General features: G+C 43.0%; 14 protein-coding genes and 1 riboswitch. Of the genes, 3 read left to right on the top strand and 11 right to left on the bottom strand.

The window, feature by feature from the left end:
- Nucleotides 1-543 (bottom strand): hypothetical protein (locus tag HRT96_RS12940; RefSeq protein WP_293157281.1); only part of this gene is annotated, 543 nt, incomplete at its 3' end.
- A 528-nt stretch (nt 544-1071) separates the two neighbouring features.
- Nucleotides 1072-1185, top strand: a riboswitch (TPP riboswitch).
- Between the two features lie 38 nt (nt 1186-1223).
- Between HRT96_RS12940 and thiB the strand changes: the two genes are divergently transcribed.
- Genes thiB through thiQ form a run of 3 tightly spaced genes read left to right on the top strand, consistent with a single transcriptional unit; the run spans nt 1224 to nt 4650 of the window.
- A complete protein-coding gene (thiB, locus tag HRT96_RS12935; protein WP_293157278.1) occupies nt 1224-2240 on the top strand; it encodes a thiamine ABC transporter substrate binding subunit in 1017 nt (338 codons plus the stop codon).
- Between the two features lie 42 nt (nt 2241-2282).
- Complete coding sequence (gene thiP / locus HRT96_RS12930; protein WP_293157275.1) at nt 2283-3887, top strand: thiamine/thiamine pyrophosphate ABC transporter permease; 1605 nt, start codon at nt 2283-2285, stop codon at nt 3885-3887.
- Nucleotides 3880-4650, top strand: a complete 771-nt coding sequence (gene thiQ, locus HRT96_RS12925) for a thiamine ABC transporter ATP-binding protein (RefSeq protein ID WP_293157272.1) — start codon at nt 3880-3882, stop codon at nt 4648-4650. The genes thiP and thiQ overlap by 8 nt, the downstream gene beginning before the upstream one ends.
- A gap of 4 nt (nt 4651-4654) precedes the next feature.
- Here thiQ and HRT96_RS12920 read toward each other — a convergent pair whose 3' ends face one another.
- The 10 genes from HRT96_RS12920 to HRT96_RS12875 form a co-directional block, all read right to left on the bottom strand.
- A complete protein-coding gene (locus tag HRT96_RS12920) occupies nt 4655-4918 on the bottom strand; it encodes a YihD family protein (protein ID WP_293132988.1) in 264 nt (87 codons plus the stop codon).
- A gap of 75 nt (nt 4919-4993) precedes the next feature.
- Entirely contained in the window at nt 4994-5878 is an 885-nt protein-coding gene (locus HRT96_RS12915; protein ID WP_293157269.1) for a zinc ABC transporter substrate-binding protein, read from the bottom strand.
- Between the two features lie 6 nt (nt 5879-5884).
- A complete protein-coding gene (locus tag HRT96_RS12910) occupies nt 5885-6760 on the bottom strand; it encodes a metal ABC transporter permease (protein WP_293146012.1) in 876 nt (291 codons plus the stop codon).
- The gene (locus HRT96_RS12905; protein WP_293157266.1) at nt 6760-7500 is read right to left on the bottom strand and encodes a metal ABC transporter ATP-binding protein; all 741 of its coding nucleotides are present in this window, start codon (nt 7498-7500) and stop codon (nt 6760-6762) included. Before HRT96_RS12905 ends, HRT96_RS12910 begins: the two co-directional genes overlap by 1 nt.
- A 2-nt stretch (nt 7501-7502) precedes the next feature.
- Complete coding sequence (locus HRT96_RS12900) at nt 7503-8510, bottom strand: zinc ABC transporter substrate-binding protein (protein WP_293157263.1); 1008 nt, start codon at nt 8508-8510, stop codon at nt 7503-7505.
- A 78-nt stretch (nt 8511-8588) separates the two neighbouring features.
- Nucleotides 8589-9236, bottom strand: coding sequence for a hypothetical protein (locus HRT96_RS12895; RefSeq protein ID WP_293157260.1), 648 nt, complete (start codon nt 9234-9236; stop codon nt 8589-8591).
- A complete protein-coding gene (locus tag HRT96_RS12890) occupies nt 9233-9562 on the bottom strand; it encodes a hypothetical protein (protein ID WP_006032062.1) in 330 nt (109 codons plus the stop codon). The genes HRT96_RS12895 and HRT96_RS12890 overlap by 4 nt, the downstream gene beginning before the upstream one ends.
- A gap of 126 nt (nt 9563-9688) precedes the next feature.
- Nucleotides 9689-10528: a DUF4198 domain-containing protein gene (locus tag HRT96_RS12885; protein WP_293157257.1), complete on the bottom strand. Its 840-nt coding sequence runs from the start codon at nt 10526-10528 to the stop codon at nt 9689-9691.
- A 13-nt stretch (nt 10529-10541) separates the two neighbouring features.
- Nucleotides 10542-11075, bottom strand: coding sequence for a DUF2271 domain-containing protein (locus HRT96_RS12880; RefSeq protein WP_293157254.1), 534 nt, complete (start codon nt 11073-11075; stop codon nt 10542-10544).
- A gap of 10 nt (nt 11076-11085) precedes the next feature.
- Nucleotides 11086-11790, bottom strand: a complete 705-nt coding sequence (locus tag HRT96_RS12875) for a PepSY-associated TM helix domain-containing protein (protein ID WP_293157251.1) — start codon at nt 11788-11790, stop codon at nt 11086-11088.
- Nucleotides 11791-11843: the final 53 nt, after the last annotated feature.

Genomic DNA, 11843 nt, shown 5'->3' with positions numbered 1-11843 from the left:
AAGAAACCAAGCGGCCATAATACATTCACAAGCACCTCGGCTGTGGCCAATAAAATTAAATGTATCCGCTTTACTCGCTGCTGCAATATTGGCACCGTGTAATGCTAAAGCCGGCATTGTCCAGCCCAGTATCGATTCTTTATAGCTTGAGCGCTGATCGCCACTGGTATAACCACTAATATCATCGAGTAAATCATCAGGAGCCTTAAGGGGACCGCTTATTAATAACGGTTCGCTTGTATTTCTTGTATGAGCCCAGTCATTCTCTCCAGCCCCTCTTACCGTCTTTCCGACACCACTTAGTTCATTAATAATTCTCACTGGAATATATCCAGTTGAAGGCAAATATATATCTTTGTCACTCCCCTCCCGAGACACCTCTCCTTCATCTCGAGTACAAGCAGTGCCCGAGAACGAAACCGTCATAACACCAGTTTGCTCAGATAATGAAAATTGAGGTAAAGCAGAAAGAGGTGAACTAAGAAATATCCCCGACCCACCCAATAATCCAGTCTTAATAAAATCACGTCTTTGAAAATTCATAGCGGTTTACCAGAAGGTGTAAACACCTGTGACGAGGTTATAATGACAACTTCACTCTGTAATTGAGTAAATACTATATTTTTCATTTTATTTCCTTATTTTTTAATGACATGAAAAACACAAACAACCACTTATATCATATTTACAAAAATAGTAATGTAAGAAAATGTAACGTCAATCAACATGTATGCCATTAATTTTATTGAAATAATATAACAGAGACCATTAAGTGAACACTTTTCAATAATGATTAAAAAAAGGAGTTAATCACAACAATATATGAATTTACACATAAGCCTGTATTTACCATTTAAATCAGCCTTTAACCGCCTGTAAATAGTTAGCTATACAATTGTTTATTATACAAATTTAAATATAATCAATATTGTTTAATGTTAAGGCTTTAACCGTAAGTTACAATTTATCCAGGTTATAAATCAATCACATCAAAAAGAAGGTAGTAAATAAAATATAAGCCAATATAATTATTGCTACTGGCTCTTTGACGTAAATAAAAATACAATGAGTCTTAACTCATCGGGGTGCTACTCGACTTTTTATAAAAGAGTCACAGTGGCTGAGATAACACCCGTAATAACTTGAACCAGATAATGCTGGCATAGGAATGAGATTCGACCAACTGAGTCATAAGTTCTATGCTTCACATTCTAGGAGTACCCGTGAAGCACACGATCAAAAAATTAGCACTTTGCACAGCCCTACTATTACCTTCGCTATCATTACAAGTCGCTAACGCAGCTGACAAACCTGTATTAAATGTTTATACCTACGATTCATTTGCATCTGATTGGGGCCCAGGTCCAAAAGTAAAAGCCGCATTTGAAGCGGAATGTAATTGCGAACTGAACTTAGTGGCACTAGAAGACGGTGTTAGTATTCTGAATCGTGTGAAACTGGAAGGTAAATACACCAAGGCTGATGTATTATTAGGCTTAGACAACAACCTGATGGCTGAAGCAGTAAAAACCAAACTGCTTGCTCCGCACCAACAAGATACCAGCACATTAACACTGCCAAACGTATGGACGAATAAGTACTTTATCCCATTCGATTACGGTCACTTTGCATTTATCTACGACAGTGAAAAACTGGCCAATCCACCAGCAAGTTTAGCCGAACTTGTCGAACGTAAAGATCTGAGCATTATCTATCAAGATCCACGCACCAGCACCCCGGGTCTTGGTTTCATGTTATGGGTTAAAGCGGTTTACGGTGATAAAGCACCACAAGCATGGCAGAAAATTGCAGCTAAAACCGTCACCATAACCAAAGGCTGGAGCCAAGCTTACGGCATGTTCTTGAAAGGCGAAGCGGACATGGTATTAAGCTATACCACATCACCGGCATACCACATGGTCGCAGAGAAAGAATTCAAATATAAAGCAGCTGAATTCAGTGAAGGCCACTATCAACAAACAGAAGTGGTTGCGCGTTTAAAAGATGCTGCGAATCCTGAGTTAGCCGATCAATTCATGGCATTTGTGCTCACCGCTGCGTTCCAAGATGTGATTGCAACAGGTAACTGGATGCTACCAGCTAAACAAGCGGCCGCACTACCAAGTGAGTTCGACCAATTAATTACGCCAGCAAAAAATTTAGAGTTCACACCAGAAGAAGTGGCTCAATCCCGTAAATCTTGGGTGAAGGAATGGCGTAACGCTGTGACTAATAACTAGTCAATAATTAGTCCATTATGAGTAAATAATTAATCAAAAATTATGATCGCGAATTCGCATAAATACTGGTGGTGTAGCGCAGTGCTCGCCATCAGCATCATTTTACTTCTGGTGGGTGGTAGCTTTACAGCCCTACTTAATTTTTCACAAGCCGAGTTAGACTTCAGCAGTGTGCTGGCTGACTCGTATACCCAACATGTCATTCGCTTTAGTTTTTACCAAGCGGCCTTATCAACGGGCTTGAGTATTGGTTTAGCGATCCCGTTAGCACGCGCGTTCTCGCGTCGAGAGTTCGCGGGTAAAAAAATGATCATCAAACTGTTTAACTTATCACTGGTACTGCCCATTATCATTGCCATCTTTGGTATTATTGCTGTCCACGGTAAAAGTGGTTGGATTAATCAACTACTCGGTTTTTTCAACATAGAAACAGGCCATTATATTTATGGCTTAACCGGTATTCTGCTTGCTCATTTATTTTTTAATGTGCCGTTAGCTACACGTATTTTATTACAAACATTAGATTCTATTCCCAGTGAATCTTGGCGTTTAGCCAGTCAACTTAACTTACAATCTCGGCACATCTTTATCATCTTAGAATGGCCGAAGATAAAACAACAATTACCTTCGTTAATCAGTCTTATTTTCATGCTGTGCTTTACCAGTTTCGCCATTGTGATGTCACTCGGTGGTGGTCCTGACTATGCCACGTTAGAAGTGGCTATCTACCAAGCGTTAAAATTTGAGTTTGATATCGAGCAAGCCGTGGCCTTAGCGATCATCCAAGTCGCGATCACCGTGGCGTTAATGCTTTTTAGTGCGGTATTTTTAAAGTCACAACCTATGTCTACGCCATCAGGTAATTATTTTCGTCGCCCCGATTGCCATACGCTAAGCAGTAAAATTGGTGATGCGATCAGCTTTATTTTAGCCAGCTGTTTATTAGTACCACCGATACTGGCTATTTTCATCAGTGGCATCAACAACAAGACTCTCGCCGTTCTTAGCGATCCTATGTTGTGGCAAGCCACAGCTATCTCACTACAAATAGCCCTGAGCTCGGGTTTATTAAGTTTGTTACTGGCCTGCTCAATTTTATTCTCGACACGGATACTAAAAGTACGCTTTAAGCTCATGGCATTCGCGTATGGCATCGAAAATATTGGCGCGATTATTTTAGTGGTACCGGCACTGGTACTCGGTACGGGCTTGTTCTTATTATTACGCCCCTATGTCGATGTATTTAGCATTGCAGCTTGGTTAGTGATCCTCGTCAATGCGCTGATGGCATTACCTTACATATTACGTGTATTGAACCAACCGATCCAAGATAGTTTTACCGCATATGACAAACTCGCAATCAGTTTAGGATTATCACGCCTGCAGCGTCTGCGTATTATCGAATGGCCATTATTACGTAAACCAGTGGCGATGGGATTAGGGCTGGCGTGTGTATTATCACTGGGTGATTTAAGTGTGATCGCGTTATTTGGTAGCCAAGATATGCAAACCTTACCTTTGGTGCTCTACCGCCAGTTAGGCAGCTATCAACTCGATGCCGCCGCGGTGACTGCGATTTTCTTATTGACCCTTTGCGGTGTTATTTTCTATCTGTTCGAACGTATTATTGGAGGCAAAAATGCCTAAGACTACTCAGCTAAGTAACGCTAATACAAATGTATTATTACAGGTCGATAATGTTTTATTGCAAGTAAACAATATTACCTTTGCTTATGAACAAATGCCGATGCACTTTGATTTAACGGTTAATAGAGGCGAAACCTTAGCGATACTCGGCGCAAGTGGTTCAGGTAAATCTACTCTGCTAAACCTTATTGCCGGTTTTAATCAGCCTTTGTCTGGAGATATCCGTTTTCAACAAAATTCGATATTAACCAAAACACCTGCGCAGCGACCGATCACCACGTTATTTCAAGAGCATAATTTGTTTAATCACTTAACCGTCAAACAAAATATTGCCATTGGGTTAGCACCCAGCATGAAGTTAAATGCCGAGCAACAAACGGCGTTAGAAACCGCAGCACAACAAGTGGAGATGACTGATTTACTGCATCGATTACCCGCTGACTTGAGTGGTGGTCAACGTCAGCGCGTTGGTATTGCCCGCTGTCTCGCTCGTAAAAAACCGCTATTACTGTTAGATGAACCCTTTAGTTCGCTCGATCCGGCATTACGTCAAGAGATGTTACGTTTGATCGCCAAGCTGAATAAAGAACATGGCATTACCGTGTTAATGGTCACCCATAACCCACATGATGCCCTGCAGATAGCCGACAATATTGCCTTTATAGAAAACGGTAAGATCGCACTGCATGCACCCGCCGCTATTTTGGCTGATCAAGATGCACCGGATATGCTGAAACGTTATTTGGGGACGCTGAATAAGTAAGAGCCTATAAAAAACCGCGTGCTTTGAGCAATGCAGTTTTAAAATCATCTTCTTGATCCTTCGCCAAGCCAGGGATCATGTCATTCTTTGCTGCATTGCGCATTTTAAGGTGATAAATAAGCGCATCATCACTCAGCTCAACTAATTGCCCTTCAAATTTCATCTCTTGCGCTAGGGTAGATAAAAACTGTAACAGATTCACATCCGGTGTTTTCTGCCATTCAGGCTGTAACAGTTCGATGATCTCATTTAAGCGATGATATTTCATTTTATAATCCTTATTTTAACTTCGGCCATTATACCCACTTATAGGCACAAGTTAAGAAAAACACAGAGACTAAACTTAAAGCGCTAACTGCCAGCGTTGTAATGGCTTATCAGCGTTAATGCCACGGCCCCAACGATCGATACTATCGATAGTTAAGATACGCGCCGGATTAGGCACTAAGGTTTTTAACTGCTTACTGGCTCTTTTCGAGGTCAGTATCCATAAGCTATCATCGTCAGTTAATAGCTCAACAAGCTGCTGCTTATCTGCTGCTGACCACTCTAATTCCGGTTTGGTTAAGCGTTCAACCACAAATAATTGATTGCCCGACGCAAAGTCTTCTAACTCACTCGACAGCAATACCACAGAATCAATCTCATGGTCTAATAACATGGCTTGCTGTTGATTGATCAAGTGACGAACAGACATCATCAAGGCTTGCTGGTTACTCGCAATCGTCGCAGCTTGCTGCGGCCATACTTGTTGCAGATCTTGACTTACAATCGCCGTCATACGGGTTAAATTAGTCGGGTTAAGCCAAGTGTAAGGCGAAATACTACCGTCTTCTAAACGCAGTGCTGCGACGCCTTGCGCACGTGGTGAAATAGCTTGAGATGCATCCACTTCGATCATGCGAATGTTACCTTTACGCGCATGCACGAATAATGGATCTTGCGACCATACTGCACCTAGGGTAATACTCACTTGCGCATTAAGGGCCGCTTTTTCTGTTAACGCCGCCCCTTTCGAGCTAAACCAATTGGGTAAACGCGATAAACCATAACGTTTTGGAGGCAAATATTGCGTGGTAATGTCCGTGCCTTTAGTTAGCTCCGTCGCTAACATGTAAGTCACAGGTGTTGCGGTAAGAATATCTGCGGCATCGACCTTCTGGCTAAAACCTAGCGTTGATACCAGTAGCAAACATGCTGAGCTGATGGTAAATAATGAAGCAGTCATAATCGGTTATCCCTTACGCACAATACGGTAGCAAGTGGCAATTAAGAAGAAGCTCGTCGATACAATAATGATCGCCGCGCCAGAAGGAATCGGTAGTTTTAATTCCATTGGTAAGATCGTGCCTAGCAGGCAGCTGATCGTCGCTAACAATGCTGACATAAGCACAAAGCTACCCATATTTTTGGTTAATAGGCGTGCAGTTGCCCCTGGGATCAATAGCAATGCTCCCACTAATACCGCACCGACAATTTTTACCGAGGCAATCGTCACTAGGGTGATCATCATGACAAATAAATAGTCATAAAAATTAGTCGCATAACCACGTACTTTGGCAATATCAGGGCTGATACAGGTTAATAAAATACGGTTAAAGGTCGGTATCAATACCAATAAAATAACCCCGCAAGTCACCGCTAAGATCAATAAATCATAATCGGTGATCGTTAAAACCGAACCGAACAACACATTCTCTAACATGTGAATATTAATCTTACGTGCCACATACATCAGCAATGCCGCACCCACCGCTAATGCAAATGCCAAAAACACACCAACCAAGGTATCGTATGGCACATTAGTACGGTTACGCACAAAATGCAGTAGCAAGGCGAAGATCATACAAAAGCTAAATAAGCCGATGATTGGATTCTCAGCAGGCTCACCTAATAATACGCCTAAGGCAATACCCGTTAACGCGGCATGACCAACCGCTTCAGAAAAAAAGGCTAAGCGCTTGGCGATCACTAACGTACCTAAACCACCCAGTAGTGGCCCCAGTAATAACGCGGCAACCACCGCATTCACCATAAACGAATAAGAAAAGCTCTCACTCAACCAACCAGCATCCACGCCCAGTTGTGCCCAATGACGGATCGTATCCATTATTTAACTCCTTGCGCGAACTTGATTGCAGGCGTACTTGTACCCGTATAATGATTGAATAAGCGCTCGATCTTATCGGCTCTTAACACCTCAGATACCGGGCCAGTATCAACCAGCTGCCGATTAACCACATGCACTTGGCCACCGAAACGACGAACGGCGGTCACGTCATGATGCACCGCTAATATGGTTTTATTGTCGCGCACTAATTCGTGGATCAAGGATTCAAGGTAACGCACGCCTTGTTCATCCATGCCCGTTGTTGGTTCATCAAGTACCAACAAGTCTGGATCATCTAATAATGACTGCGCGAATAATACTCGCTGCTGCTCACCACCCGATAACTGCCCCATACGGCGGTCGGTACGGTTAGCCATACCGACTCGATCGAGTTGTGCCAATGCATCGTCTTGTTCTTTTTTACGCTTACGCCAAAACAGTGGATTTCGACTTTGATTTAAAAGAATAAAATCCATCACGGTAAAAGGTAAGCTCGACTCAAACGAGGCCTTTTGTGGTACATAACCGATATTGCCTTTACGCTCTGGCCATTGAATATCAATATTGCCAGTGAAAGGGGTTAACCCTAAAATAGAGCGCAGTAACGATGTCTTACCACCACCATTGGGTCCCATGATCACATGGCATTGCCCCGCGGCTAAATAATGTGAAATGTCTTCTAAAATGACATTGTCGCCGTATTTCAAACCGACATTTTGTAAACGAATTGCAGGTCCCACGATTAACTTCCTTGCTGCTTGTTGATAGAGGCATGAGTGGTTGAAGGAACTATTGTTGAGGGAGCTGTTGCTGCAGTGTCAGCCAGTGAACGCTTGGCTGCAAACTTCATCGCTTCAACTAAGGTCGCGAGGTTACTTTTCATTTCAATTGCCACTTTGTTTTCTTCATACGCGCCATGGGTCATGTGCGAGAAACGGTAAAGTTGTACACCCGTTGCGGCTTCAATGGTTTCCACATAACGGCTTGGCATATTTAGTTCGTAGAACAACACATCGATCTTCGACGCGCGGATCTTTTCGATAGTTTCTTGTAACTGACTCGCACTCGGCTCAACACCGTGCGCGGGTTCAATCACCGCAGCTACGTCAACACCAAACTCTTGCAGGATATAACCATAAGCATTGTGCGTCGTTGCCACCAGCATGCCGGATGTATCTAAGTCACCCAGCGTTAGCATGGCTTGGCGTTTCATCTTGCGAAATTCAGTTGCATATTTACGGGCATTTTTACGGTAAGTACGCGCATTTTCAGGGTCGATCTTTGATAGCTCAGTCGCTATGGTGTAAACCTTTTGGATCGTTGTTGATAGACCAACAAAGGTATGCGGGTTTACCGCACCGTCACCAACTGATTGTCCAATAGCAGGTAACAAGGGCACGTCTTTATTGGCTTGGATCACAATCAAGTCATCACGGTTTGCGGCTTTAATTACTTTTAAAGCAAAGTCATCATGGCCAATCCCATTTACCACGATCACGTCCATCTGTTTAAGACGGCGTAAGTCATTCGGCTGTGGTTGGTAATTGTGAGGATTAAAGCCTTCATCAACCAAAGGTAATACGTTGGCTTTATCACCTACAACCGCTTTCACGTAGCTATAATAAGGCTGCAAGGTAATACCAATCGTGAGCTTATCCGCAGCTTGTACTTGCAGGCTCATCAGCAATACAGCTGTAGTGCTGCACAGCGCGAATATATTTTTGCAGGTCTGACTGATTACGTTACTCATTCTGCTTTTCTTTATTATTGCCATTTTCATCATTACAGTTTTCATTATGACTATTCTCATTGTCGCTACCGTCGAACCTTAATGGCTGTCGTTATCTGCGTGATCTGCATTTTCTGACGAAGTATCATCAGCAAACACCACTTGTTTCCAACCTGCGTTAATCAGCGCAGCCATATCAAGCAGAGCAGGTTCATTAGTAAGATCGCTTTCCGCCATCGGCGCAGGTACTGGCATATCAAGAGCTAACCACACTTCAGGTCGTGCATCTTGGCTATTTAATAACACCGCAACACTGCCCGTTGTCAGCGTCGGAATGCCTTGATATAAAGCCGGAGCGACTTTACGCCAGTCATGTTTACCTTTACGTTCCCAGCTTTTATCCATGATAAAAGGTGCTAACCACAGATCTTTGAGTTCAGCCAATTCAGGCCAAACATCTGCGCCTTCAAACTCGACACTTTCTAGCTCAAGACTTTCTAGTTCAAGACTGTCTTGATGAATATTGCGGATCTCTTCGTGTGCTAAGCGCAGTTCAGCGATCATAGCCAATTCAACAGACGGTAAATCTTTAATCGAGATCTGATGGCTCGCGAGCACTCGTTCGCTCGATGCGTTTTGATGATAAGGTAAAAGTAATGCCCCTATCGCTAAGATTAAGATGATTAATAACGCCACCCACTTACCTTCACGACCACCATCGTCGGCCTGGACTGATTGACTGATCATTTTTCGCTGATCTCAACAACATCGACTTCAACTGGGTTTTCATGGCCCGCATCGAATACTAAATAAAAGTCCGTGTCTGGTTTACTAAATTCTGCAATTGAACGCTTATCGGTCACTGCTTTAGCAATCAGATTGTCATCGTAGTCATACATATTTACAGCGTAGTCAACGGCAGTACTGGCATCACTGTAACCGGCTTCACAAGCTACTTTGTCAGACTCGAACCAACAGCTCATTAAGGGGAAATGGGCACTTGCCGTCCCTGAAAATAAACCAGTCATCAATGAAAGCGCTAACAGCGTCGATTTGATTGGCATTTTTGTCATGAAAACCTCAACGATTAATAAGTAATAAGTAATAGCTAAAAAGCCTGTCATCAGATTGCGTCTAATTACAGGCCATAATATAAATAATTCAGCACCACACAGCGCTGACTTAGTCGTCGTTAAAAACTACTGTAATAGTGCTTCAAAGGTGAAATGCACGTTCACACTGGCTTTATCTGCCATCGGATCATTTTTCAATTCACCTTTGTAGTTAGCTTTCATCAGATAACGACCCGCAACATTTGGCGTGAATGTCACGTTACCGTCCTTGTCACTCACCACATTAATTTGCTCTTGGTGGTTACGGTATAACGTACCTTCACGGGTAATATCAGCAACAACACCAGCTTGAGGTTCGCCGTTAAAGAAGAATTGGAAGCTTACCTCTTCACCTTCAACAATGTCAGATGGGTGAGTCAGTGGACGCATCTCTAGGTATTTACCTTCAATTTCTAATGCTTTTTCTGTTGGCATACCCACAGTTACATAGCTCTCTGCACGGGTATAACTTAATTGTGTACTTACGTCGCGTGCTTTTTCTGGTAGCAGGTTGCTACGCTCAGCTTTATTCGCTTTAACGTATTTAACGGTATCGCGACGACCCGCTTTATAATATGTGTAATAAGACGGTACGTTGTTGATTGCTACTTTATGCGTGCCTTCTTCAACAAAATAAAAGTCAAAGATAGAACGGCGTTTACCGCGGATCACAAAATTAGGACATTCTTTACGACCGTCGGGCATGATAACTTGTGCAAATTCACTGCCCGCAGGTTTATCAAATACAAAGGTACCGTGTGATGCAGTTACATCAAACGTTAACCAATCACCGCCCTCTTTCGATACCGTGAAGTGTGATGGTAATACCCAACGTGGATGGGCGTTTGCAGTTGTGGTAGCCGCTAGTCCTGCGATAACCGTACAGGCTAAACCTAATACTTTTAATTTGTTTCTTGTAGACATCATCTTTCTCGCTCTATTATTTAATTAGGTAGTTGATACGGATATCGCCAGTTTCTTCTGTCGGCGCAATGCTGTGACTAAACGGCTTATCACCTAACGTCATTTTTTGGCGGATGAAATTACGGCCGCCGTGTTCACGTACTACTTCAACATAAAATGTATACTTGCCCGCTGCTACGCGGTTGCCATCATTGTCTAAACCATCCCACGTGAAACGATAATCTCCGGCAGGACGTGTTGCCGATGTAACGCCGTCAACTAAAGCACGATCATAGCGACCCACTTTTCGCCACCAGCTACGTAAATCTTTTAGCCATTCATCTTTACCCACCCATAACTCAATGGTACGCACAGATTTACGCTTAGAATTTTCGATCCATATCGCCACATAAGGGCGGGCATACATGGTGGTATCAATCTTAGGCAGACTAAATTCAACATCGAGTGTGGCAGTGGCCGGAATTGGCGCGGCCGAGGCAAAAAAAGCCGGTAATAACAGGCAACTTAACAGTGCAACGCACTGAGTAAGACGCTTAAATAACAAAGTCATATAAGATCCTTTAAGGAACGGCCACCACAAAAATAGCCAAGGTAACGAGAGAACCAAACAAGGTCCATTTCAATGAGGTTGCGAAGGTTTTCTTTTTTGGTACCAGTAAACACACACCCGTTAATACAAAGAACACCATCAACAGCGCGGTAACATCAATAAACAACTTCCATACGTCACCGCTGTTACGGCCTTTATGTAAGTCGTTTAATACTGCAATAACACCATAATGAGTTTTCTCAATCACCGCTTCAGTCGTGGTCATATCAATAAATACCGCCACGTTATACCCCGGCCCCTTGTAGTCCATGGCGATCTCACCTTCAATTAATTCACCGTCTTCAACTTCGGTAAATACGTCTAATGCAGAAGGTTGACCAGAAAGCTTAGCGTGTTCGGTAAGGTAATGAATAATACCGGCTTTATCGACAGCAACGCCGCCATTGGCATCGCTGAATAAACCTTGCGGAAGGGTAATAATAGTCTCTTGGATATCAGGCTGACTGCTGACAAATAGACTTGGACGGTTTAAGGTAATGCCGGTGATCGAGAAAAACAACACGACCAACAATAACGCCATGGAAATATAGATATGTAAGCGACGCGCCCATAATTGCACTTGTTTGTTTTTTAAGAATGTTTTGTTCTTTGAATTAGCCGCTTTGTTTTTCGATCTTGCAGGTGTCTGGGTGAGCGGTTGACTGAGGGAAGACATGATCGTAATAACACTGCTTGATTATGGGATTTAAGTACAGGCAATGTAATTGA

Source organism: Moritella sp. (assembly GCF_013215705.1).
Lineage (GTDB): Bacteria > Pseudomonadota > Gammaproteobacteria > Enterobacterales > Moritellaceae > Moritella.
The sequence above is the reverse complement of the archived record's forward strand: the minus strand, read 5'-3'. Positions and strand labels throughout refer to the sequence as shown.

What these genes read in the sequence shown, in the direction of transcription:
- HRT96_RS12875 (WP_293157251.1), bottom strand. Translation starts at nt 11,790, where the DNA reads ATGTCTTCCCTCAGTCAACCGCTCACCCAGACACCTGCAAGATCGAAA.
- HRT96_RS12880 (WP_293157254.1), bottom strand. Translation starts at nt 11,075, where the DNA reads ATGACTTTGTTATTTAAGCGTCTTACTCAGTGCGTTGCACTGTTAAGT.
- thiP (WP_293157275.1), top strand. Translation starts at nt 2,283, where the DNA reads ATGATCGCGAATTCGCATAAATACTGGTGGTGTAGCGCAGTGCTCGCC.
- HRT96_RS12885 (WP_293157257.1), bottom strand. Translation starts at nt 10,528, where the DNA reads ATGATGTCTACAAGAAACAAATTAAAAGTATTAGGTTTAGCCTGTACG.
- HRT96_RS12890 (WP_006032062.1), bottom strand. Translation starts at nt 9,562, where the DNA reads ATGACAAAAATGCCAATCAAATCGACGCTGTTAGCGCTTTCATTGATG.
- HRT96_RS12895 (WP_293157260.1), bottom strand. Translation starts at nt 9,236, where the DNA reads ATGATCAGTCAATCAGTCCAGGCCGACGATGGTGGTCGTGAAGGTAAG.
- thiQ (WP_293157272.1), top strand. Translation starts at nt 3,880, where the DNA reads ATGCCTAAGACTACTCAGCTAAGTAACGCTAATACAAATGTATTATTA.
- HRT96_RS12915 (WP_293157269.1), bottom strand. Translation starts at nt 5,878, where the DNA reads ATGACTGCTTCATTATTTACCATCAGCTCAGCATGTTTGCTACTGGTA.
- HRT96_RS12910 (WP_293146012.1), bottom strand. Translation starts at nt 6,760, where the DNA reads ATGGATACGATCCGTCATTGGGCACAACTGGGCGTGGATGCTGGTTGG.
- HRT96_RS12920 (WP_293132988.1), bottom strand. Translation starts at nt 4,918, where the DNA reads ATGAAATATCATCGCTTAAATGAGATCATCGAACTGTTACAGCCTGAA.
- HRT96_RS12900 (WP_293157263.1), bottom strand. Translation starts at nt 8,510, where the DNA reads ATGAGTAACGTAATCAGTCAGACCTGCAAAAATATATTCGCGCTGTGC.